Genomic DNA, 23,417 nt, shown 5'->3' with positions numbered 1-23,417 from the left:
CGGTGAGCCTGAGAATAGGGTTGTGCCATTATGGTGCGGCTTGTTAGGTAGATATAAACTTAGCTTGAACTGCTAAGTTTATGATCAAACATTAATTATTCTGATTGTAGTTAAACTGGCACGGTATCTGCGTTACAAGTTCTAAGTGCTGAGGTGGTTTACCAACTACTGTCGACTAAAATAAGGTTTCTAGGGTTCCGATCAACGATGATGTCTGGACCGAGAGTAACCGACCTTCACAGTGAAGGTTACACGGAGGGATAAAAGCCCGGGAGATTGTTTTTTGTAAAACATCTCTTGCACCGTGTTTCTAACTAACTGTGAGGTAACTTCATGAAGTTCTCCATTCTTCGTTTTTTCAGCTTCTTGCTGCTTTCTTTCTCTCTCCTTATCGTTCCCTTCTCAGCGAATGCTGAACAAAAAGATAAATTCAGTATTGCCTGGACTATTTATGCAGGCTGGATGCCGTGGGACTATGCGGCGAATGCGGGCATTGTAAAAAAGTGGGCGGACAAATACGGTATCGAAATTGACGTAGTTCAAATCAATGACTACGTTGAATCCATCAACCAATATACGGCTGGTCAGTTTGATGGTTGCACCATGACGAATATGGATGCGCTCACTATTCCTGCTGCGGGTGGTGTCGACTCTACCGCATTAATTCTTGGTGATTTTTCTAATGGGAACGATGGCATTGTCCTGAAGGGCGAAGGTAAAACCCTGAAAGACATTGAGGGCCAAAACGTTAATCTGGTTGAGCTGTCTGTTTCTCATTATTTATTAGCTCGTGCTCTAGATACCATTGGTTTGAGTGAGCGTGATGTCAGAGTCGTGAATACTTCAGATGCCGATTTGGTAGCCGTGTTTAACGCAGACGACGTGACTTCTACCGTCACTTGGAATCCACTGTTATCTGAAGTGGCTGCCATGCCTAATACCTCAAAAGTATTCGATTCTTCTCAAATTCCTGGCGAAATCATCGATATGTTAGTGGTCAACACTGACACCCTGAAAGATAACCCTGATTTTGGTAAAGCCTTAACCGGTGCCTGGTATGAAATCATGGCGCGTATGGCGGCTAAAGATACCGATGCGCTGACCTTTATGGCTAAAGCCTCAGGCACTGATTTGCCGGGTTATGAAGCACAATTGGCTGCGACCAATATGTTCTATGAAGCAAAAGATGCAGTGGCCTTTGCTCAAAGCAAACAACTGCCTGAAACCATGAAGTATGTGAGTGAGTTTTCATTCGAGCATGGTTTATTAGGTGAAGGTGCGATGGATGCTGGCTTTATTGGTATTGCTTATCCAGATGGCACTGTAGTCGGTAACTCAGCGAACGTTAAGCTGCGTTTTGATTCGTCTTTCATGTCTATGGCGGCTGACGGTTCTCTGTAACCGTCATTTGCCAGAGAATTATTATGAAACGACTTATCAATCAACAGCCGAGTAACGCTGGGAAATGGTTATTAGGTGCTTTACCTTTTATCCTGATTTTACTAGCTTATCTGGTGGCATCGAATGAGCGCTTAGCGGTGAATCCTAATGATAAGCTGATGCCTTCCTTCGAAGCCTTTGGTCATGCCATTCATATGATGGCATTTGAACCCAGTAAACGTACTGGTGAATACCTGTTATGGGCCGATACGCTGGCCAGTTTGCAACGGCTGGGGATCGGCGTTGGTATCAGTGCGCTTATCAGTCTTATCGTTGGAATTCTGATTGGGATTATTCCTCTACTGCGTGCCAGTTTTGCACCAGTGGTCACCGTTATATCTCTAGTACCACCATTAGCGATTTTACCTATCTTGTTTATCATTTTTGGTTTAGGTGAAGTCGCCAAAATTACGCTTATTGTGCTGGGTATCACCCCATTTTTGATTCGTGATGTGCAATTACGTGTCATGGCGTTACCTGAAGAATTGATCATCAAAGCACAAACATTAGGCGCCTCAACCTGGCAATTGATTGTTCGAGTAGTCTTACCTCAGGTATTACCAAAACTGATTGATGCAGTGCGTTTAAGTCTGGGGGCGGCCTGGTTATTTTTAATTGCCGCAGAAGCCATCTCGGCAACAGAAGGGCTTGGTTATCGTATCTTTCTGGTCAGACGTTATCTGGCGATGGATGTGATTTTGCCCTATGTATTGTGGATTACCTTATTGGCCTTTCTGACTGATTATCTATTACGTCGTTTGTCCTTATATGCCTTCCCGTGGCAGCAGACTGAGGGAGGGGCTAAATGAACAATATCGAGCTGAAAAAATTATGGAAAGAGTACGGCGATAATGTCGTTCTTGAGAATATCAATCTGACGGTGAGAGCAGGCGAGTTTATAACGCTGGTGGGTGCATCAGGCTGTGGTAAAACCACATTTCTGAAAATGCTGCTGGGAACCGAGAAACCCTCTCGAGGTGAATTGTTACTGGATGGTGATCCTATCCGTGATGAGCCCGATGCTGACCGGGGTATTGTCTTCCAGCGTTACTCTGTTTTCCCTCATCTCAATGTGATTGAAAATGTCATGTTGGGTGTCGAGTTTGGTCAATCCAGATTATTGGGCAGATGTTTTGGCAGCAAGCGACGACAGGTTCGTGAGCAAGCCCAGGAAATGCTTGAATTGGTTGGGTTGGGGCATGTGGCGAATCAATATCCGACATCACTATCTGGCGGTATGCAGCAACGGCTGGCCATTGCGCAGGCCTTAATTAAACAACCGAAAGTATTATTGCTGGATGAGCCGTTTGGAGCGCTTGATCCTGGCATTCGTTCTGATATGCATGCCTTGATTTTAGATATCTGGCAAAAAACCGGCATCACCATTTTCATGATTACCCATGACTTAACCGAAGGCTTTTATCTGGGCACACGCTTATTAGTGTTTGATAAACACCGCCAAGACCCAGATAACCCAAACCGATATGGGGCCTCTATTACCTTTGATATTCCGGTGGGTGATACACGCAAATCCACTTTAGAAGACATTTCAAACACGATGAAACAAAAGCAGGAAACACCATGAGTGATAAACAAAACGATCTGATATATGAGGATACATTGCCTGGTGGCACGCATTGGTCAATGTTAGTAAGAAAAGGGACGACACTGCGCCTGATTGATAATGAAGGTGGCGCTAATGTCGGTATGTTGTTTTATAACCCGATGAATAAACTGGAGCGTTATAACGCGCCGGATACCTTGAAATGTCAGCATACCTTTAAGCTGACCAAAGGCCATTGTTTGTACTCAGATATGGGGCATGTGTTTTGTTCCATTATCGATGACACCGTTGGCTGGCACGATACCGTTGGCGGCAATCTCACCACGGACAATATGAAAAAACGCTGGGGTGACAGAAGTTATCAAGAAGCCGGTAATGACTGGACCTTAAGCGGCGAGCATGCTTTTTTGGTTGAGCTGGCTAAATACGGCTTAAACCGCCGCGACATGGCAGCGAATCTCAACTTATTCAGCCAGGTCAAAACGGATGCTGAAGGCAATATGCAGTTTGTTGAAAACAACAGCAAAGCGGGTGATTTCATCGATTTACGCTTCGAAATGGATACCTTGGTTTTATTCCACACCTGTCCTCACCCGATGAATACAGCCGATGCCTATCCTAAACATGCTGTCACCTATCAATTAAGAAAATCTGCTCCGGTGACGGAAGATGACGAGTGTTTGAATCACTGCGCTGAAAACCAGCGTGGTTTTGACAATAACCGTCTATACCATCAATGCGGTCATCACCATTAATGAGCAAAGGATAACGTTGTGATTAAAGAAAGTAACCTAAACCCTGAACAGGCCAGCTACCGTGAAGAAGTGTTAGCAGGTGATTACTGGATGCATGAACTGAAAGCGGGTCAAACACTGCGTATTGTCGATTTGTATGGTAATCAGGCCGCCGATACTTTGTTTTACAGTTTAGCGGATCCCAGTGAGCGCTATAGTGCGATTGATACCCTTCGTGAGCAAGGTAATGTCTACCTTACTGCTGGCACAACATTGTTGTCGAATCTTGGCAGACCCATGTTAGAGATAACTGCTGATACTTGTGGACGCCACGATACGCTGGGCGGTGCCTGTGCAACAGAATCCAACACCGTGCGTTATTCGCTGGAGAAAAAAACCATGCACGCATGCCGTGATAGCTGGATGCTAGCGGTAGCCGAAAACGAGCACTTTGGCGTGAGTAAACGCGATATCACTCATAACATTAACTTTTTTATGAATGTGCCTGTGACTGAAGACGGCCATTTGACCTTTGCAGATGGTATTTCTGAAGCGGGTAAATACGTGGAAATGACAGCAAAAATGGATGTGATTGTGTTGATCTCCAACTGTCCGCAATTAAATAACCCATGCAATGCTTATAACCCGACACCGGTTGAAGTGGTGATCTGGGGGTAATACGGATTATGTTTCGGGACGACCTGAAACAGCGCTTTATTAGCTGGGACGACCCAGATAGGAATACCCATCATGTTTAAGAAAGTTTTAATTGCTAACCGGGGCGCCATCGCCACACGGATTACTCGCACCTTGCATGAGATGAATGTTAAGGCAGTGGCTATATATGCCGAAGCCGATCGTGACTCATTGCATGTCAGTGCTGCAGATGAAAGCTACTCACTGGGCGAAGGCCGTGCCAGTGAGACTTATCTTAATCAACAACTTATCATTGATATAGCGAAACAGACAGGGGCTGAAGCGATTCATCCTGGTTATGGTTTTCTGAGTGAAAATCCGGGCTTTGCTCGTTTATGTGAGCAGAATAATATTGTCTTCCTTGGCCCCACAGCAGAGCAGATGGAGTCATTTGGTTTAAAACACAGCGCTCGGGCATTGGCAGAAGAAAACGACGTACCGTTATTACCAGGCACGGGCTTATTAAGCTCACTTGATGATGCCGTTGAGCAAGCCAGCCAAGTTGGCTATCCGGTGATGCTGAAATCCACAGCTGGCGGCGGCGGTATCGGTATGAACCGCTGTGATGATGAAGCTTCACTGCGTCAGGCGTTTAACTCTGTGAAAAACCTGAGTGCCAATAACTTTTCCAATGATGGGGTCTTTCTGGAGAAATTTATCACCCGTGCTCGTCATATCGAAGTACAGGTGATGGGTGATGGTGAAGGTCATGTGTTAGCTCTGGGGGATCGGGACTGTTCCAGCCAGCGTCGTAATCAGAAAGTGATTGAAGAAGCACCAGCACCGAATATTCCTGACGATGTCCGTGCTGATATGCAGGAAGTGGCGGTCAGATTAATGTCAGCGATTCACTATCGCAGTGCCGGCACGGTGGAGTTTGTCTATGACGCCGATAATCAACAGTTTTACTTCCTGGAAGTGAATACCCGTTTGCAGGTTGAGCATGGGGTTACGGAAGAAGTCTATGGTGTGGATCTGGTTCGCTGGATGGTGGAAGTCGGTGCTAAAGAATCGCAGTTACCTGCCACTGCGCCTGAGCCAAAAGGCCATGCGATTCAGGTCAGACTCTATGCTGAAGATCCGCATAAACAGTTCCAACCATCTTCGGGCTTACTGACAGAAGTCATTTGGCCTAAGAGTGACGCGATTCGTGTCGATTACTGGGTGAAAGCCGGTATTGAAGTTTCACCATTTTATGATCCGATGCTGGCGAAAATTATCAGCCATGCTGATAGCCGTGAACTGGCCCATCAGAAATTATTGGCTGCCTTAGATGAACTGCAGGTCTATGGCATTGAGACCAATGCTGATTATGTAGGTCAGATTTTACAAGATGAGGCGTTTTTAAACGCTGCGGTCACTACACGTTATCTGGATAGTTTTGTTTACCAGCCTTCGACTATCAATATCTTGTCTCCAGGCACGATGACAACCATTCAGGATTACCCTGCACGTGTCGGCTACTGGGATATCGGTGTTCCACCATCAGGTCCATTCGACAGTTTGTCTTTCCGTCTTGGCAATCGTTTATTAGCTAATGATGAATCCTGCGCGGGGCTGGAGATCACTTTGTCTGGTCCTGAGCTGAGTTTTAATGTCGCAACCAGCATTGTGGTGACGGGTGCCGAACTGAGCATTGAGTTAAATGGCGAACCACAATCCGCATGGCAAGTTATTTCAGTAAAAGCCGGTGACAAGCTGAAATTAGGACAGGTCAAAGGTGCTGGCGCCAGAGCCTATCTATTAGTGGCTGGTGGTATTCAATGTCCGGAATATTTAGGTTCACGTTCTACGTTCACTTTAGGCCAATTTGGTGGTCATGTAGGGCGGACGCTGAAAACGGGTGATGTATTACATATCCTGCCTGAACAACCGGTTTCTGATACAGCCACACTAGCCCTGGATTCTCAGCCTGAAATTCAACATCACTGGGACATTCATGTGGTGTATGGGCCGCATGGCGCACCGGATTTTTTCACTGATAGTGATATTGAGATGTTCTTTAATACGGACTGGAAAATACACTACAACTCCAGTCGTACTGGTGTGCGTTTGATTGGCCCAAGACCAGAGTGGGCGAGAACCGACGGCGGTGAAGCTGGCTTACATCCGTCTAATATTCACGATAACGCTTACGCGGTCGGTTCAATCGATTTCACTGGGGATATGCCGATTATTCTGGGCCCAGATGGCCCCTCGCTGGGTGGTTTTGTTTGTCCGGCAACCGTTATCACGGCAGATTTATGGAAGGTAGGACAGTTAAAAGCCGGTGATACGGTGCGATTTGTGCCGGTATCGATTGAAACAGCGAATGCCTTAGAACGTGCACAAAACCAGGCGATTGATGGCCTCAGTCAACAAGCTGTGTCAGTAGAGACTGCAGCTATCGATACACCTGTGCATGCTATCAGCAAAGATACTTCAACTGGCATGGATATTACCTATCGACTGGCAGGTGATCACTATCTATTGGTGGAGTTTGGTGAGCAAACTTTAGATATCAATCTTCGGTTTAAAGTGCATGCCTTAATGCTGTGGTTACAGGAACAGGCGGTGACGGGCATTTTAGAACTGACGCCAGGTATCCGTTCGCTACAGGTTCATTATGACAGCATGGTGTTATCACTCGATGAGTTGATGGCCGTGTTAAAGCAGGCAGAAAAAGATATTCAGCATGTGGATGACTTAGATTTGCCCACCCGGATTGTGCATATCCCGATCTCCTGGGATGACGAAGCTTGTCGTCTGGCCAGTGAAAAGTATATGCAATCGGTCAGACAAAATGCCCCTTGGTGTCCTGACAATATTGAGTTTATCCGTCGAATCAATGGGCTTGATTCCGTGGATGACGTCAAAAAAATCGTGTTTGATGCCAGTTATCTGGTGATGGGACTGGGTGATGTGTATCTGGGGGCCCCCGTAGCGACGCCGATGGATCCAAGACACCGTCTGGTGACGACGAAATATAACCCGGCCAGAACCTGGACGGCGGAAAACTCGGTCGGTATCGGTGGCTCTTATTTATGTGTGTATGGCATGGAAGGGCCGGGTGGTTATCAGTTTATCGGACGGACTCTGCAAATGTGGAATCGTTACGAGAAAACCAAAGAGTTCACGCAGCCCTGGTTATTACGCTTTTTTGACCAAATTCGCTTTTATGAAGTCAGTCATGATGAGTTAATGCAGATTCGTCGTGATTTTATTCATGGTAACTATGAATTAAAGATTGAAGAAACCCGTTTCAATTTAAAAGACTACAACACGTTTATAGAAAAACATCAGGCAGAAATTGATGCCTTCACCGCGACACGCCAGCAGGCGTTCAACGAAGAATTAGAACGCTGGAAGCGTGATGGTTTATTACATTTTGATAGCGGTGATCAGCAAGCGGAGGTCGATGAAGCCTTATTGCCATTGGCTGACAATGCTATTTCGGTGGATAGTCCATTAAATTGCAGTATCTGGAAAATTGAAGTGGAAGAGGGACAAGACGTGAAAGAAGGCGACACCTTAATGATTTTAGAAGCGATGAAAATGGAAATCCTGGTGACCGCACCACAAGCCGGCAAAGTCAGTTCTCTCTCCAGAAAACCCGGCTCACAGGTAGGGATGGGCGATCGTTTATTAGTACTGGAGGTTGAATAATGACACAACAAAATATGACGATTGCCGCTCTGCAACAGGCCTATAAAGAAGGCACGCTGACACCCAAACAAGTGATTAAAGATGCTCTGGAGCGTTGTGAGCAATACCTTGATCACAATATCTGGATTGAATTATTCAGTCTCGAACAGCTTCAGCCTTATCTGGATGCCTTAGATGACAGCAATATGGCAGACAAACCGTTATATGGGATTCCTTTTGCCATCAAAGATAATATCGAATTAGCGGGATTTCCTGTGACGGCGGGATGCGAGGCGTATGCGTATACACCGGACAAATCTGCCTTTGTTGTTCAGCAATTAATTGATGCCGGTGCCATTCCACTGGGTAAAACCAATCTGGATCAATTTGCCACTGGCTTAGTCGGCGTGCGTTCACCTGAAAAGTGGGGGCCTTGCCATAACAGTTTTGATAAAGACTATATTTCAGGTGGCTCCAGCTCGGGTTCCGCAGTAGCAGTGGCATTAGGTTTAGTCAGTTTCTCATTAGGTACCGATACCGCTGGTTCAGGTCGGGTACCAGCCGCATTTAATAATTTGATAGGGTTAAAACCGACCCGAGGCTTATTAAGTACCGATGGTGTCGTGCCTGCGTGTCGTAGCCTGGATTGTGTGTCTATTTTCAGTTTGACCACAGATGACGCTAATACCGTATTTAATGTCGCCGCTGAGTTTGATGCCAATGATGCCTTTGCCAGACCGAATGTGGATACCAATAAAGGTAATTACGGCAAAGTAGGCGATATCAGCTTTAATTTTGCGGTCCCACAAGCAGAGCAACTTAACTTTTTTGGTAATACTGAATACGCCGAGCAGTTTGAGAAATCGGTGAAACACCTGGAAAATCTGGGCGGTAAAAAGCATATTATCGATTTCGAACCGTTTTTTACGGCAGCCAGACTGCTTTATGAAGGCCCCTGGGTCGCTGAACGGCGTATGGCAACAGAAGGTGTCGACAGACACGCTATGTTGCAGGTGATTCAGGATATCCTGGCGACGCAGGAAGAGGCACGTGCAGATGACCTGTTTAAAGCAGAATATAAATTACAAGCATGTCGGCAGCAGGTGAGGGAGGTGCTTGCGTGTTATGACTTTATTCTCACGCCTACTGCCGGAACAACCTATACCATTGAACAAGTTCAGGCTGATCCCATAAAACTCAATAGTAATCTGGGTCATTACACCAACTTTATGAACTTGCTTGATTGCAGTGCGATAGCGGTTCCGACCGGGTTCATTACTTCGGGCTTACCCTTTGGTGTGACCTTGTTTTCCCGTGCGTTCAGTGATGCCAGATTATTAACCTATGCCAATTTGATGCAGCAATCACTGCGATTACCTCTGGGTGCAATAGAGCTTGAATGCCCGGATTCTTCTGCACCGATAGCTGGCACTGGTGATCGTATTACACTGGCGGTGTGTGGTGCGCATTTACAAGGCCAGCCGCTGAATTATCAATTAACAGAACGTGGCGGCGTCTTTTTAGAGAAAACGGTGACGGCCAATGCCTATAAGCTTTATGCCCTAGCTGGCGGCCCGCCAATGCGGCCTGGCTTAGTAAGAGATAAACAAGGAACAGCTATTGAGATTGAGCTCTGGTCGATACCAACGGCAACGCTGGGCTCATTTCTGGCAGGTATTGCCGCGCCTTTGGGCTTAGGTAAGTTAGAAGTGACAGACGGCCGTTGGGTTACAGGCTTTATTTGTGAATCTTATGGTTTAGATGATGCGATGGATATTACCGCTTTCGGGTCATGGCGTGAGTATTTGCTAAATAAATAAGGCATATAAAAAAGCCGTCAGAAATGACGGCTTTTTTGAGGGAGCTAACAGTTGCCTTTTTTGGCCTGACCAGGAGGACAGAAATGACCTTTATGATCATCATGATAATGTTTTTCATGATGTTCACCGTGACCTGCTGATTCATCAGTATTGACGGCTACACCCGTGGCTGCACCAATGGCACCACCTATCATTGCTCCTTCACGTCCACCGACTTCATTGCCAACGGCAGCGCCTACAGCACCACCAATACCGCCACCTACCGCTGCATCTAATGTAGAACTATCAGCATGAGCTGCAAATGTTGTCACCAACAATGGGATAATCAGGAATCTTATGTTCATATTATGATTGAGCCTTTTTGCAAATAACTAGCGCACAACATAACTAAATATAAGGAAATTGGCAATTATTCGCTGGATTGGTCATTCAGTGCCATGCCCTTATTTGGTGTTTTTACTCCAGCTTTACCTTGTAATAAAGTCGATGTGGCAGACTCAATATAGGCGTCTAAACGGTGATCCAGTTTTTCCGTATCTGCCGTGTCATATATTTCACTAGCTGATGCTATAGGTAATAGCTGATATTGATACAACGAGGCGGAATTATCGGTTGATTTAACCAGTACTTTATTATCATCAATGATGGCTGTAGTCGGATCTGAACCAGATGGTTTGATCACGGCAAATCCGGCGTCATGAATATTCAGTAAATCACGGCCCCAGCAGCTATAAGTAGTATCTCCACCCAGTAAACCAGCTACAGTCGGTGCGATATCCACTTGAGCACCAACTGTTGAATTACTGTGTCCATAGTTTTTAACAACATTTGGACCAAGCACTAATAGCGGCACATGGAATTTGAGCATATCAATATCGGTGACTTGATTGGGTGTGCTAAAGCCATGATCACCCACTAAAACAAATAATGTGTTGTCAAAATAATCTGATTTGGCCACTTTTTTAAAAAACTGACCTAATGCCCAGTCGGCATAACGCATCGCTGTTAGATGCTCATTCAATTCACCATGTCCAGTGACTTTTGCAACAGGCAGTGGGGTAGGTAAGGCATATGGCGTATGATTGGATAAAGTCTGTAAAAAGGCAAAAAACGGCTTATCGTTAGGCATTTTTTGTAACTCTTCGGCAGCCCGGTCGAACATATCCTGATCCGATACACCCCACGTAGGATCGGAGAAAACAGGATTCACAAAGTCATGTCTGCCAATAAAACGTTGCATACCCTGGGCACCAAAAAAGCCTTTTTGGTTATCCCAGGCAAAATCACCGTTATAAACATACATGCTTTGATAGTCTCGGTCGGCGGTCATTTGTATCAAACCTGAAAAATGGTTACTGCCTTCAGGTTGTTGCATCAAATACTCATAGTGCGGCAGGTTAGGAAAACAGGCTAATGAAGCAAACATGCCCTGGTGAGTATGTGTGCCATTAGAAAAAAAGCGATTAAATAACAGGCCTTGTTTGGCGAGTTTGTCGAACTCTGGAGTAATAGCTTCGTCATGGCCCAAGGCACCAACATATTCACCACTAAAACTTTCCATCAGAATGAACACAACATTTAATGGCTTTTTGCTTTCAACTGTACGGGCATGGTAAGTACGTAAGACAGGCGAGTAGTCTGGGTCTAGTTGTGTATCCGATGGCGTTAAAACCATCTGTTCCACAGTATTGTCGGCTTCAGCTATTGGCATTTTCTTGAGCCATTTGTTGTCACCTTTTTTAGTACCAATGACCGCTTTAGCTAATGTATAAACACCGTTTAAACCTAAATGATTGGCAAAAAGATAATGACTCTGGAAGGCATCACCCCAACGAAGTGGTGGTCCCTGACGTAATGTGCCACGCGCAGCAACAACAGATATCAGCAAGACCACAAAGAATGCTGTCATTCTTAAGCTGTATCGAGTTTTATCTGTAGATTTAGTTTGGTTAATTCGGCTGTTTAGCGTAAAGATAAAAAACAATGCTGTGATAAGTAAACCAATGATGATGAGATAAGTGACAACAGGAAAGCCATACCAAATCATGCTCAACACCGTTGCCGGATCTTCCTTCATATATTCAAATACCAGGCTGTTTAGTCGTGTATGAAATTCATGATAGAAGTCGAGCTCTACAATGGCGAGAAAGATCATCACACTGGACACAAAGGTAAGCCAGAGCGTGTAGGCTTTACGGTTGTTTAACCCTTTTTTAAATAGCAAACCAATGATTAAGGGCAGCAGTATATAAACAGTGACGATTAAGTCAAAGCGGAGCCCGGTGATAAAAGCTTGAATGAGATCATGGTTGGGAATGGCGGCACTGAGATCATTGTTTCGCCACAACAGAATTGCTCTCAATAGCGTCTGTAATAGCATCAAAATAAATGCTGAACTAAAAATAAAATAAAGATCAGAAAAAAGACTGTTGTTATCGTTTTTTTGCATGGGGCGTCCATCAGTTATCAGCAGAATCACTCATCGCTAGTTGATGCAGTGAAATGATCGGTGAACGCCAGTTTGCATCGATTTCGTTAAGAAAAACTTAAGGTGAAGCCTTCAGTATATTGACTGCTATGTTCTTGTTTATCAGCGGTTGGCAATTAAAAATTTTAATTATCAAAAAATTCAGCCGATATACTCTCTGCATAGACTATGAAATATTCATGGTTGACATAATTAACGATTAAATTTGACTGAGGCTGGAGCTGGAATGCAGTTTATTAAGAACCTTCCTATCGGGAAAAAGATTTTCAGTGTGGTTATTATTCTTGGCATAACCCAAGTGATCATCTCTGCTTTTGCTATCTTCAAAATGAATAATATTTCAGAGGAATTTTCTGTTATTCATGAGATGTCACTGCCACTTGAAAAAAATGTGTCTGAAGCGAGTCAGCTTCAATTAAAAAAAGCGGCTGAATTACAGCAGTTGATGATTGATGCCAAATCAGGGGCGAGAAGAAACATCATCAAAGAGCATTTCACCAGCATAGAAAATATCACTGCACAAACCAATCAAGCGATGCAAGACATCGTCACTATTCTGGATAAATCGAAAGGCAAGGTACTTGATGCTGATTTACACGCGGATGTGCTTAGTCTGGACGAAAATACAGCTAAAGTAGTTGAGCAGCAGGCTAATTATCAGAAATACGTTGATAGTGCGATTCAGATTATCAAACGCGGTGGAAGTATGTCGGGCGGTGGTTATCTATCAAAGGATGAGCAGGCACAGCTACAGGATATCGAAGCAAAATTATTTGAAAGCTTACAAGCCATGCAAGCGAGCATTGATAATATTACAAACCGGTCAGTAAAAAATGTTCAGAATGTGCAGCGCTCCAGTTTATTTAGCCTGATTGCAATGGCAGTGGCTTCACTAATAATTGGTATTTTCATCTCAAAAATTATTATTAGTAACATCGTTACACCCATCAAAGGCGTGATGGCTGTTCTTACCTCAATGGCTCAGGATAATGATTTAACAAAACGGATGAATTTTGACAGCGCTGATGAAGTAGGTGCGATGGGGAAAACATTTAATCGTTTTGTCGAAAAACTTCAGAGTTTGGTCATCAGTATTACTCAAGCATCGGAGCAATTATCGACTGCAGCGGAAGAAACCTCAGTGGTGAGTATTTCAACCAATAAGAATATTGCTAAACAAAAAAATGAAACGGTGCACGTCGCATCGGCTATCACCGAGATGACAGCAACCGTACAAGAAGTTGCGATTAGTGCTGAAAAGGCCTCTGAAGCGGCTATTAAAGGCGATAAAGACTCGGAGTCTGGTCGTAAAGTTGTTGAGGAAATTGTTGCCTCAATTAATAACCTTGCAGCAGAAATTAATACTTCAACCTCTGTCATTAAAACTCTGAAATCAGATAGTGAAAACATCGGTACCGTACTTGATGTAATTAAAAGCATTGCTGAACAAACAAACTTACTTGCTTTAAATGCAGCTATTGAGGCCGCTCGTGCAGGCGATCAGGGACGAGGTTTTGCTGTTGTGGCTGATGAAGTGCGTTCCTTAGCACAAAAAACACAAGACTCAACCAAAGAGATTGAAGACCTGATCCTTACTTTGCAGCAAGGATCCGATAATGCTGTTAACTCGATGGCACTGAATCAGAAGAGTATTGAAGGGCTTGTGTCAAAAGCGGTAGATGCCACCAATTCATTAAAAGAAATTACCAATTCGGTTAGCTCAATCACTGAGATGAATACCTTGATTGCGACCGCAGCCGAGCAGCAAAGTCATGTGGTCAACGAAATTAATAGCAATGTGCATAATATTCAACAGGTGTCAGAAAACACAGCCGAAGGATCTGAGCAGGTATCACAGGCGAGCCAGGAAATTGCGCAATTAAGTGAAAAGCTCACCAGTATGGTCAGGCAGTTTAAAGTATCGTAAAAGAGCATTTTTGATAGCGACTTTGTATACACATGCATTTAATTGCTGTCGCGGCTTGGAATAAGACGTTAATATCCGGATATGGATATTAACGTCATCAGTTAATTATTCTTATTTAAAACAAATGGTTATTAAATAATTATAGAATAATGTCTTTATTCATTGCTGAGCGATGAGCATCTATTCTAAGATCAGCTTTTCAGCTGGAATATTAAGATGTCATTTGTTTTTATTGGATTGTTTATTGTCATATTAGTGGCTGTTCTGCTTCTCGCCTTGATGAAGGATGACAAGGATAAAACAGAAAAGACAACAGAATATCCCTACAGTAAACAACCATCATTACTCACTCCGGCAGAACTCTCATTCCAACATAGCCTGAAACTTGCCGTCGATGGACAGTATGATATTTCTTCTAAAGTGCGACTGGCTGATATCGTGACCGTAAAGCAAACGAAGTCTAAATCTGAGTGGCAAAAAGCCTTTAACAAAATTCAGTCCAAGCACGTTGATTTTGTTCTGACTGACACGAAAACAGCCGATATTTTATGTGCGATAGAACTTGACGATAGTTCACATGAAAAGCCTGCGAGACGACTGCGTGATGATTTTCTAGACAATGTCTTGCGAGTTGCCAGAGTGCCTTTAATACGTTTTACAGTAGAACAGAGTTATCAGTCGCAATCGATAGCCGAGAAAATAAAGAATGCGATTCATCCTGAATTTGCTATTCAATTTTCATCTGATGTCGTGATGGATGATATAAAAATCCTGATCAATCCGGATAGATAATTCTTTTCTTGCAGGTTGCGTCAAGATAGCTCGATAGCTTCATCTGATCGGCTCACCATTCGATAGTCAAATAATAGAGGTGCCTAGGCTATAGTTAGCAGAAGTACCTTTATTTTTATTGGTTGATTATTTCTGTGAGTTAAAAAAATGATATTTCTAACTCACGCTTATTAATAGAGTGAATCTCATCAGAAGATAGTTTTTCAGAACAGATGACTGAAACAAGCCATCATAAATGATTATGATTGATGATTGTGGGGAAGGGGTAGTGGAGAGACAGATGGCGCGCCCGGCACGATTCGAACGTGCGACCGCCTGGTTCGTAGTTGGCTTTTAGATTGGTTAAGTGTTTAATTAAAACAGTTGCCTGCAGTTCTAGCCAAACTTTTATATTTAGCCTCACCTTTACTAGAAATAGTTTCATTTAGTCATGAATATAATCATTTTTGGGTTCACTAATAATTAAAAATAGGCTGAAAAAACAGATATTTTGGCAATCTACCCTATCTCGCGCTTTTTATACAATATTTGATCCCAAATCAGTGGGCACCTCATCTTTGCCTGGTACCCACCAATTATCTTTCGTGGGGTCAAAATGGATTCCTTTAATTCCATGCAAAAGCCATGAACCAAAAACGTCGGATGATTCTCTCATATCAACAAATATTTCTTCATTAGTCGTACCTATTGATTTCCCTTCATTATCAGTTCTAAAGGGTGGTATCCACTCATTTCGTAGCTCTCCATCATTCTTATGCCAGTTTTTTTTTCTGATTAGAACAATGATTGCAGCCTGTATGATTCTTTCAACTACATGCATGACTTCGCTTTCGTAGACTAAATCACTTTTACTTCTATCTCCATGAATTGCACCACCTCTTAATTTGTACCAGTTACGAATTTCATTCTGTGTGTATCCTAGCCCGCTAGATTCTATAGTCTTAAATATTTTTTTTATGCAGCTAATGAATGTAGCTCCAAAAGCTATTTCAAAGAACCTAATTAATTCTTTAAATTGTGAAATAGCTGTGTTCGAACTGAGTACTTCTGAGAAAGATATGACGCCATCAATTCTGTCCAGGTAAATTGGACTGGTTTGTTCATTTAATGGCAGGTAGGCGGATTTGAGGAATATTTTTTCTGAGAATAAGTTTGAGGTGTCATTATCGTCAAGTCCATCTAAGAATTCTCTATCCTGACTATTTTCTGCTTTGAGTGCAAAACAAGGAAACGATGAACGAAGTTTTTTGGATGCATTGAGAGATACTGAAATTAATGCTGCTGCAATTTCAATTCGTTTTTCGACCTTACTATTAACGGAGCTGAAATAGTTTATTGAGGGATATACATTTTCTTCAATGGGAAGAATAATATCGGAGTGGAGTATTAATGTAAGAGACTCATCATCCTGTGAATGAACTAATCTGAATACGCTTTCATGTTGAGAAACCTTTATTTCTGAAGCAATTTTTGAGAGGTTTATTTTTCCATTTAATTCTAGAATAGCGAATCTTCTAAAAATCATTTCTATATCACCTAACCGATGAGAGAACTAAAAGTATTTAGGTTACATGAAAATGTCTAGTCCAAATCATTCAAGTGTAAAAAAGTTCTATGCTCGTTTCCTTAATACTGAAATAGATGAGATTGCTGATATTGCGCGTGAAAAGAAGAAAAGTCGAAGAGCTTCTTCAATACTCTTTTCTTTGGTCATATTTGTAACAATTGCAATCTTAATAATATCAGGTCTAGACACAGTAATTAATGACGCTTCAAAAGCGGAGGATCCTAATAAAATGATATTCGAATATTTGAATGATAAAGCTGACCCGCTGAATGAAGATGAACTTACCACGGAAGAGAAATCTTTATTTCTCTCTCTTTATGAATGTACTTCATCAAATGCGTTCTATTTCGATTTTAGTGAATCTATGAGTGACTTAGTTGAGAAGGCTAAAAGTGATGATGAGGCACTTTTGGATGCTGTTGTTGATGGAAGTGTTTTTGCAGGAGTTGGAAGGCTGATTAGATATTAAGATGGAGTGAAATGTAGATTTTTCGTCTGAACACTTAACATTCTATGCAGATAGTTTGTGTCGATTGATATGGTATATTTTCGACTACACAAGACAGATGGCGCGCCCGGCACGATTCGAACGTGCGACCGCCTGGTTCGTAGCCAGGTACTCTATCCAGCTGAGCTACGGGCGCTATCTATCTGAAATCTATTATTGAAATAAAAAAGCAGTCCCGATTTCTCGGTGACTGCTTGATTATGTACTTTAAATGGCGCGCCCGGCACGATTCGAACGTGCGACCGCCTGGTTCGTAGCCAGGTACTCTATCCAGCTGAGCTACGGGCGCTAAAGCCGCTTATTATACAAGCATCCAAGGATGCCATCAATAAAATTTATGGCGGAGAGCGAGGGATTCGAACCCTCGATAGGGGTAAACCTATACGCCCTTAGCAGGGGCGCGCCTTCAGCCTCTCGGCCAGCTCTCCATCAAAGCCGCCTAGTATATCAGAAGATAACGATTTGGCTAGTGATAATTGTAAATTTAACCCACATTTGGCTGATCTTTTTCAGCCTGAATGCGATCATAAATTTCTTCACGGTGCACTGTGACGTCTTTAGGAGCGTCGACACCAATTCTTACCTGATTACCTTTAACACCAAGTACGTTTACAACAACATCGTCACCGATGATGAGTGATTCGCCAACACGGCGTGTGAGTATTAACATGTTTTTCCCCTTTACTCTCAAAGTTGGCCGAGGTTACTAGGAGAATTATCATGACTCCTTTCAATTGAGTAGGCCTCGTGCCTTTTTGTCCTATTCAGCTTGAGGGGTCTTTTTTGCCCCTTTATTCATGGACTATAAAAAAACGAGATTTATCCCCCGTCCAATGAATATTTTATCAGGAACATGAGGTGATCGCGATAAAATGATGTCAAAAAAATGAAATGACTCAAGCATTTAGAAATTAAGAGGGTGTTTGCTCCAGATTAAACGCTTTATGTAAGGTCCTGACACCAAGCTCCAGGTATTTTTCATCAATAACGACTGAAATTTTAATTTCAGAAGTAGAAATCATACTGATGTTGATGTTTTCTTTCGCCAGGGAGCCAAACATTGTGCTTGCAATCCCCGCGTGAGAGCGCATACCTACACCGACTACCGAGATTTTTGCAATTTTTTCGTCACCGTTAACTTCTCTTGCACCGAGCTCTTCTGCTGTTCTCTTGAGAATCGCCAAGGCTGCTTGATAGTCGTTGCGATGAACGGTAAATGTAAAGTCTGTCGTTGAATCATGACCGGTGTTTTGGATGATCATGTCAACTTCGATATTCTCTGCCGCGATTGGTCCGAGAATTTGTGAAGCAATGCCAGGGTGATCAGGTACACCGAGAATAGTCAGTTTGGCTTCATCACGATTAAACGCAATACCTGAAATTAAAGCTTGTTCCATTGATGGGTCCTCAGCCGCTATTAATGTGCCACCACCTTCTGTAAACGAGGAGAGGACACGTAATGGGACGTTATATTTACTCGCAAACTCAACAGAGCGAATTTGCAATACTTTTGCACCTAAGCTGGCCATTTCCAGCATTTCTTCGAAGGTAATAGAATCTAAGCGACGTGCTTCAGGTACAACACGGGGATCGGTTGTATAAACGCCGTCGACATCGGTATAGATTTGGCATTCATCGGCTTTTAGTGCCGCAGCCAGAGCTACTGCCGTTGTATCACTGCCACCACGACCTAGTGTGGTAATGTTGCCATTCTCATCACAGCCTTGAAAACCAGCTACGACTACAACTTTGCCTTGGCTAAGATCATGCCGAATTTTGTTGTCATCAATCTCCATAATCCTGGCTTTGTTATGTGCATTGTCCGTCAATATACGAACCTGACTTCCAGTGTAGGAAACGGCAGACATACCCATTTGAGCAATCGTCATACTGAGCAGGGCAATCGTGACTTGTTCACCCGTTGACAGTAAAACATCTAACTCACGACCACGCGGATTGTCGGTTAATTGTTTAGCCAAATCGATTAAGCGATTAGTCTCGCCACTCATTGCTGAGACGACGACCACTAAATCATGGCCTTGATTACGATAATCAATGATCTTTTTCGCTACTTCGCGAATGCGATCAGCAGAGCCGACGGATGTTCCACCATATTTTTGAACGATTAAAGACATGCTTAGTTTTCCAGCTTCGAAGTGACCCAGTCTGGAACAGATGCTAACGCTGCTGCCAAATTCTGGGGTTCATTACCGCCGCCTTGAGCCATATCAGGACGGCCGCCACCTTTACCTCCAACCTGACTAGCTATATGGCCAACCAGATCTCCGGCGCGGATTTTATCGGTAATATCCTTGGTTACGCCAGCAATAATTGTAATTTTTTCATCATTGACAGCTGTTAGAGCAATTACCGCTGTGCCCAGCTTATTTTTTAACTGATCAACAGCATCTCTGAGCGATTTTCCATCCGCTCCCTCAAGGGTTGAAGCGAGTACTTTAATGCCATTGATTTCTGTTGCAGAGTCAGCCAGATCATTACCTGCGCTGCTGGCTAATTTCGCTTTCAATGCTTCCAGTTCTTTTTCTAACTCGCGTTGACGCTGAACCAGCTGAGATGCTTTATCCTGCACATTGGCGGGTTTGGCTTTCAGTAAGTCTGATACGTCTGCCAGCGTGGTTTCCATTTGTTCGATGTAATCAATCGCTTTTTCACCGGTGACCGCTTCGATACGACGGACACCTGATGCAATACCAGCTTCTGAGGTGATTTTTAACATACCGATATCACCGGTTTGCTTAACATGCGTGCCACCGCATAACTCGATAGAGAAATCACTCATGCTTAACACACGAACTTCATCATCATATTTCTCACCGAACAATGCCATTGCGCCGCTTTTCTTGGCTTCTTCAATGGCCATTAAACGTGTTTCAACAGGGTGGTTGAGACGAATTTGTTGATTAACTAAACGTTCGATTTCACGAAGTTGGGCTGGAGTGACTGGCTCAAAATGTGAAAAGTCAAAACGTAAACGTTGAGGATTCACCAGTGAGCCTTTTTGCATAACATGCTCACCCAGAACTTTACGTAATGCTGCGTGTAATAGATGCGTAGCAGAATGATTCAATGCCGTTGCCAGACGATTATTTTCATCGATCTGTGCTGTGACACGTTGACCAACTTGAAAACGGCCATGCTCGCAACGACCAATATGGGTAAACGCTTGAGATTGTTTACGTGTATCGGAAACAGTGAAGCTGGCATTATCCGCATTAATTTCACCGTGATCACCTACCTGACCACCTGACTCGGCGTAGAACGGTGTTTTATCTAATACGATTAAACCTTCCTGACCTTCAGAAATGCTATCAACATGCTCACCATTGACGATGATGGCTAAGATAGTACTGTCATGCTGAGTGAGGTCATAGCCACAAAATTCTGTGCTACTGTCAATGGTAATCTGGTCAGATAAACCACCAGAGAACTGACTCGCGCTGCGGGCACGATTACGTTGTGCTTCCATCGCACGCTCAAATCCGGCGATATCAATAGTCAGACCGCGCTCACGTGCAATATCAGCGGTCAGATCGATAGGGAAGCCATAAGTGTCGTAAAGTAAGAAAACGGTCTCACCAGGGATCTCTTTATCGCCCATATCTTCAATGGCTTGATCCAGAATTTTTAAGCCATTATCCAACGTATCGGCAAAACGTGTTTCTTCTTGTTGCAGGGCTTTTTCAACCAGTTCCTGAGATTGAGCAAGTTCAGGGAAAGCTTCACCCATCTCATCAACTAGTGGTTGTACAAGCTTATAAAAGAAGTTGTCTTTTAAACCCAATTTATGACCATGACGAATGGCGCGGCGAATGATACGACGTAAAACATAACCACGACCTTCATTAGAAGGGTAGACACCATCAGTAATCATGAATGAACATGAGCGAATATGATCCGCAATGACACGTAATGAGAAGTTGGTGTGATCTTCGGTACCAGAGAGTTTCTGAATCGCTTGGATCAGATGTTGGAACAGGTCGATTTCGTAGTTGTTATGTACGTGTTGCAATACTGCAGCCAGACGTTCGAGCCCCATGCCTGTGTCAACAGAAGGCTTAGGCAGTGGTGTTAAGGTACCATCTGCTGAACGGTTGAATTGCATGAAGACCAGATTCCAGATTTCAATATATCGGTCGCCATCTTCTTCAGGTGTACCTGGTGGACCACCAGCGACATCTCCACCATGATCATAGAAAATTTCAGAGCAGGGGCCGCATGGTCCGGTATCGCCCATTGACCAGAAATTATCTTTTGCGCCGATTCGCGAAAAACGTTCAGCAGACACACCAATTTCATTTAACCAGATATCAGCCGCTTCATCATCTTCTTCAAAAACCGTGATCCATAGTTTTTCAGCAGGAAGAGCTAATGTTTCTGTCAAAAATTCCCAGGCGTATTGAATGGCTTCACGTTTGAAGTAATCACCAAAACTGAAGTTACCCAGCATTTCAAAGAATGTATGGTGGCGAGCGGTATAACCGACATTTTCTAAGTCATTGTGTTTACCACCTGCACGTACGCAACGTTGTGTCGTCACGGCGCGAGTGTACTTACGGGTTTCTTGACCTAAGAATGTCTCCTTAAATTGCACCATACCAGCATTGGTGAAAAGAAGGGTGGGGTCATTAGCAGGAACAAGGGGACTGCTTGCTACGACTTCATGACCTTTACTTGCGAAAAAGTCGAGAAACAACTTGCGAATATCTGCGCTACTTTTCATCGTCGGTTAAATTAAAACTTTCCGTTATTTGTTCATGAGTAAAACCGCGATATTGTAAAAAGCGCTGTTGTTTTGCTTTGCTTTTATAATCATCGGGCATTTCCTCGCCAAAACGCTTGCAACGCACTTCTGCGGCAAGCGTAAACCAATCTATTTCTGCCTGGTTCATACATTCTTTGATGATGTCGGCAGCAACACCACGTTCTTTCAATTCCATACTGATGCGGACAGCACCATAACCCCGATTGGCTCGGGATCGGATAAAACTCTCAGCAAACCGGACATCACTTTGCAGGCCAGCTTCTTTTAACTGTTGAATAACGTCGTCAATTTCTTCTACGTCAAAACCTGCTTTGTCTAGCTTGTGTGCCAATTCATGAGCACTATGTTCGCGGTTGGCTAAATAGCTTATGGCTCGTGCACTGGCTGATTGCTTCACGCCTCGACATCGTCCTCAACAGCACTGTCATCTTTTTTGGCTGTTTTTTTAGGCAGCATGGTTTCACGTATTTTACTTTCAATTTCAGCAGACATTTCAGGGTTTTCTTTTAAGTAACCACGAACATTGTCTTTACCCTGACCAATACGTGTGCCGTTGTAGCTATACCAAGCACCTGATTTTTCAACAATATTTTGTTGAACACCCAAATCAATCAATTCACCTTCACGTGAGATGCCTTCACCGTACATGATGTCGAATTCAACTTGTTTAAATGGTGGAGCCACTTTATTTTTGACGACTTTGACACGGGTTTCATTGCCCAGAATTTCGTCACCTTTTTTGATTGCGCCAATGCGTCTGATATCTAAACGCACAGAGGCATAGAATTTAAGTGCATTACCACCTGTGGTGGTCTCAGGGTTACCGAACATCACACCAATTTTCATACGAATTTGGTTGATGAATATGACCAGAGTGTTTGAACGTTTAATGTTGGCGGTCAACTTACGTAAGGCTTGTGACATTAAGCGAGCCTGAAGCCCCATGTGGCTGTCACCCATATCGCCTTCAATTTCGGCTTTCGGTGTGAGTGCGGCAACGGAGTCAACAACAACGATATCCACAGCGCCTGAACGGACTAACATATCGGTGATTTCCAACGCTTGTTCGCCTGTATCGGGTTGAGATACCAGCAAGTCATCAATATTGACACCTAGCTTCTCAGCATAAACAGGATCCAGAGCATGTTCAGCGTCGACAAAAGCAGCTGTTCCACCTAGCTTTTGCATTTCAGCGATAGCATGCAGTGTTAAAGTGGTTTTACCTGAAGATTCAGGACCGTAAATTTCAACAATCCTCCCACGAGGCAATCCGCCTATTCCTAATGCAATGTCTAATCCGATAGAACCAGAAGATACGGCTGATACGTCACGAGCTGCGGCATTATCACCAAGGCGCATTACTGAGCCTTTACCAAATTGCTTCTCAATTTGACCAAGCGCGGCGCCTAGCGCTTTTTTCTTATCGTCATCCATTGCACTACCTCTGAAGCTGTTTTTAATAAATCCTTCGATT

General features: G+C 43.5%; 18 protein-coding genes, 3 tRNA genes and 1 riboswitch. Of the genes, 10 read left to right on the top strand and 11 right to left on the bottom strand.

The features are described 5' to 3' along the window. Positions 1 to 178: 178 nt before the first annotated feature. Positions 179 to 277, top strand: a riboswitch (guanidine-I (ykkC/yxkD leader). A 56-nt stretch (positions 278 to 333) separates the two neighbouring features. From MAMP_RS07525 to atzF, 7 genes are all read left to right on the top strand, one after another. Then, positions 334 to 1,401 (top strand): putative urea ABC transporter substrate-binding protein, encoded by a 1,068-nt coding sequence (locus MAMP_RS07525; protein WP_007145422.1) that lies wholly within the window; start codon positions 334 to 336, stop codon positions 1,399 to 1,401. A gap of 23 nt (positions 1,402 to 1,424) precedes the next feature. Continuing rightward, entirely contained in the window at positions 1,425 to 2,249 is an 825-nt protein-coding gene (locus tag MAMP_RS07520; protein WP_007145421.1) for an ABC transporter permease, read from the top strand. Next, positions 2,246 to 3,025, top strand: a complete 780-nt coding sequence (locus tag MAMP_RS07515) for an ABC transporter ATP-binding protein (protein ID WP_007145420.1) — start codon at positions 2,246 to 2,248, stop codon at positions 3,023 to 3,025. Before MAMP_RS07520 ends, MAMP_RS07515 begins: the two co-directional genes overlap by 4 nt. Next, positions 3,022 to 3,759 (top strand): urea amidolyase associated protein UAAP1, encoded by a 738-nt coding sequence (locus MAMP_RS07510; protein ID WP_007145419.1) that lies wholly within the window; start codon positions 3,022 to 3,024, stop codon positions 3,757 to 3,759. The genes MAMP_RS07515 and MAMP_RS07510 overlap by 4 nt, the downstream gene beginning before the upstream one ends. Before the next feature lie 18 nt (positions 3,760 to 3,777). Beyond that, positions 3,778 to 4,416, top strand: a complete 639-nt coding sequence (locus MAMP_RS07505; RefSeq protein ID WP_007145418.1) for an urea amidolyase associated protein UAAP2 — start codon at positions 3,778 to 3,780, stop codon at positions 4,414 to 4,416. Between the two features lie 72 nt (positions 4,417 to 4,488). Beyond that, entirely contained in the window at positions 4,489 to 8,079 is a 3,591-nt protein-coding gene (uca, locus tag MAMP_RS07500) for an urea carboxylase (RefSeq protein WP_007145417.1), read from the top strand. After that, the gene (gene atzF / locus MAMP_RS07495) at positions 8,079 to 9,878 is read left to right on the top strand and encodes an allophanate hydrolase (protein WP_007145416.1); all 1,800 of its coding nucleotides are present in this window, start codon (positions 8,079 to 8,081) and stop codon (positions 9,876 to 9,878) included. The genes uca and atzF overlap by 1 nt, the downstream gene beginning before the upstream one ends. 44 nt (positions 9,879 to 9,922) lie before the next feature. On the opposite strand, the gene MAMP_RS07490 is transcribed toward atzF, so the two are convergent. Both MAMP_RS07490 and MAMP_RS07485 read right to left on the bottom strand, forming a co-directional pair. Next, positions 9,923 to 10,222, bottom strand: coding sequence for a YMGG-like glycine zipper-containing protein (locus MAMP_RS07490; RefSeq protein WP_007145415.1), 300 nt, complete (start codon positions 10,220 to 10,222; stop codon positions 9,923 to 9,925). 65 nt (positions 10,223 to 10,287) lie between these two features. Continuing rightward, the gene (locus tag MAMP_RS07485) at positions 10,288 to 12,327 is read right to left on the bottom strand and encodes an LTA synthase family protein (protein WP_007145414.1); all 2,040 of its coding nucleotides are present in this window, start codon (positions 12,325 to 12,327) and stop codon (positions 10,288 to 10,290) included. A 265-nt stretch (positions 12,328 to 12,592) separates the two neighbouring features. On the opposite strand from MAMP_RS07485, the gene MAMP_RS07480 reads away from it, so the two are divergent. Next, positions 12,593 to 14,293: a methyl-accepting chemotaxis protein gene (locus tag MAMP_RS07480; RefSeq protein ID WP_007145413.1), complete on the top strand. Its 1,701-nt coding sequence runs from the start codon at positions 12,593 to 12,595 to the stop codon at positions 14,291 to 14,293. Between the two features lie 216 nt (positions 14,294 to 14,509). Next, positions 14,510 to 15,085, top strand: a complete 576-nt coding sequence (locus tag MAMP_RS07475) for a DUF2726 domain-containing protein (protein ID WP_007145412.1) — start codon at positions 14,510 to 14,512, stop codon at positions 15,083 to 15,085. A 517-nt stretch (positions 15,086 to 15,602) separates the two neighbouring features. Here the strand turns inward: MAMP_RS07475 and MAMP_RS07470 are convergent. After that, positions 15,603 to 16,610: a hypothetical protein gene (locus tag MAMP_RS07470; RefSeq protein ID WP_007145411.1), complete on the bottom strand. Its 1,008-nt coding sequence runs from the start codon at positions 16,608 to 16,610 to the stop codon at positions 15,603 to 15,605. A gap of 52 nt (positions 16,611 to 16,662) precedes the next feature. Between MAMP_RS07470 and MAMP_RS07465 the strand changes: the two genes are divergently transcribed. Beyond that, the gene (locus MAMP_RS07465) at positions 16,663 to 17,121 is read left to right on the top strand and encodes a hypothetical protein (RefSeq protein ID WP_139031847.1); all 459 of its coding nucleotides are present in this window, start codon (positions 16,663 to 16,665) and stop codon (positions 17,119 to 17,121) included. Positions 17,122 to 17,219: 98 nt separating this feature from the next. Here MAMP_RS07465 and MAMP_RS07460 read toward each other — a convergent pair. From MAMP_RS07460 to recA, 8 genes are all read right to left on the bottom strand, one after another. Then, positions 17,220 to 17,296: transfer RNA gene (locus MAMP_RS07460), tRNA-Arg, on the bottom strand. Positions 17,297 to 17,372: 76 nt separating this feature from the next. Continuing rightward, a tRNA-Arg gene (locus MAMP_RS07455) sits at positions 17,373 to 17,449 on the bottom strand. A gap of 49 nt (positions 17,450 to 17,498) precedes the next feature. Further along, positions 17,499 to 17,588: transfer RNA gene (locus MAMP_RS07450), tRNA-Ser, on the bottom strand. A gap of 56 nt (positions 17,589 to 17,644) precedes the next feature. Next, a complete protein-coding gene (csrA, locus tag MAMP_RS07445) occupies positions 17,645 to 17,830 on the bottom strand; it encodes a carbon storage regulator CsrA (protein ID WP_007145409.1) in 186 nt (61 codons plus the stop codon). Positions 17,831 to 18,071: 241 nt separating this feature from the next. Beyond that, the gene (locus MAMP_RS07440; protein WP_007145408.1) at positions 18,072 to 19,295 is read right to left on the bottom strand and encodes an aspartate kinase; all 1,224 of its coding nucleotides are present in this window, start codon (positions 19,293 to 19,295) and stop codon (positions 18,072 to 18,074) included. Positions 19,296 to 19,297: 2 nt separating this feature from the next. After that, complete coding sequence (alaS, locus tag MAMP_RS07435; RefSeq protein WP_007145407.1) at positions 19,298 to 21,901, bottom strand: alanine--tRNA ligase; 2,604 nt, start codon at positions 21,899 to 21,901, stop codon at positions 19,298 to 19,300. Then, a complete protein-coding gene (locus MAMP_RS07430; protein ID WP_007145406.1) occupies positions 21,891 to 22,340 on the bottom strand; it encodes a regulatory protein RecX in 450 nt (149 codons plus the stop codon). Before MAMP_RS07430 ends, alaS begins: the two co-directional genes overlap by 11 nt. Continuing rightward, positions 22,337 to 23,377 carry a recombinase RecA gene (recA, locus tag MAMP_RS07425; protein WP_007145405.1) on the bottom strand — a complete coding sequence of 347 codons (1,041 nt, stop codon included), beginning with the start codon at positions 23,375 to 23,377 and terminating at the stop codon, positions 22,337 to 22,339. Before recA ends, MAMP_RS07430 begins: the two co-directional genes overlap by 4 nt. Positions 23,378 to 23,417 lie beyond the last annotated feature (40 nt).

It is taken from the genome of Methylophaga thalassica MP (genome assembly GCF_000214595.1).
GTDB classification, from domain to species: Bacteria; Pseudomonadota; Gammaproteobacteria; order Nitrosococcales; family Methylophagaceae; genus Methylophaga; species Methylophaga thalassica.
This window is presented reverse-complemented; position numbering and strand designations above follow the sequence as displayed.

Excerpts from the sequence above, each read along its gene's own strand:
- MAMP_RS07525 (WP_007145422.1), top strand. The coding sequence starts at position 334 with ATGAAGTTCTCCATTCTTCGTTTTTTCAGCTTCTTGCTGCTTTCTTTC.
- MAMP_RS07520 (WP_007145421.1), top strand. The coding sequence starts at position 1,425 with ATGAAACGACTTATCAATCAACAGCCGAGTAACGCTGGGAAATGGTTA.
- MAMP_RS07515 (WP_007145420.1), top strand. The coding sequence starts at position 2,246 with ATGAACAATATCGAGCTGAAAAAATTATGGAAAGAGTACGGCGATAAT.
- MAMP_RS07510 (WP_007145419.1), top strand. The coding sequence starts at position 3,022 with ATGAGTGATAAACAAAACGATCTGATATATGAGGATACATTGCCTGGT.
- uca (WP_007145417.1), top strand. The coding sequence starts at position 4,489 with ATGTTTAAGAAAGTTTTAATTGCTAACCGGGGCGCCATCGCCACACGG.
- atzF (WP_007145416.1), top strand. The coding sequence starts at position 8,079 with ATGACACAACAAAATATGACGATTGCCGCTCTGCAACAGGCCTATAAA.
- MAMP_RS07490 (WP_007145415.1), bottom strand. The coding sequence starts at position 10,222 with ATGAACATAAGATTCCTGATTATCCCATTGTTGGTGACAACATTTGCA.
- MAMP_RS07485 (WP_007145414.1), bottom strand. The coding sequence starts at position 12,327 with ATGCAAAAAAACGATAACAACAGTCTTTTTTCTGATCTTTATTTTATT.
- MAMP_RS07480 (WP_007145413.1), top strand. The coding sequence starts at position 12,593 with ATGCAGTTTATTAAGAACCTTCCTATCGGGAAAAAGATTTTCAGTGTG.
- MAMP_RS07475 (WP_007145412.1), top strand. The coding sequence starts at position 14,510 with ATGTCATTTGTTTTTATTGGATTGTTTATTGTCATATTAGTGGCTGTT.
- MAMP_RS07470 (WP_007145411.1), bottom strand. The coding sequence starts at position 16,610 with ATGATTTTTAGAAGATTCGCTATTCTAGAATTAAATGGAAAAATAAAC.
- MAMP_RS07465 (WP_139031847.1), top strand. The coding sequence starts at position 16,663 with ATGTCTAGTCCAAATCATTCAAGTGTAAAAAAGTTCTATGCTCGTTTC.
- csrA (WP_007145409.1), bottom strand. The coding sequence starts at position 17,830 with ATGTTAATACTCACACGCCGTGTTGGCGAATCACTCATCATCGGTGAC.
- MAMP_RS07440 (WP_007145408.1), bottom strand. The coding sequence starts at position 19,295 with ATGTCTTTAATCGTTCAAAAATATGGTGGAACATCCGTCGGCTCTGCT.
- alaS (WP_007145407.1), bottom strand. The coding sequence starts at position 21,901 with ATGAAAAGTAGCGCAGATATTCGCAAGTTGTTTCTCGACTTTTTCGCA.
- recA (WP_007145405.1), bottom strand. The coding sequence starts at position 23,377 with ATGGATGACGATAAGAAAAAAGCGCTAGGCGCCGCGCTTGGTCAAATT.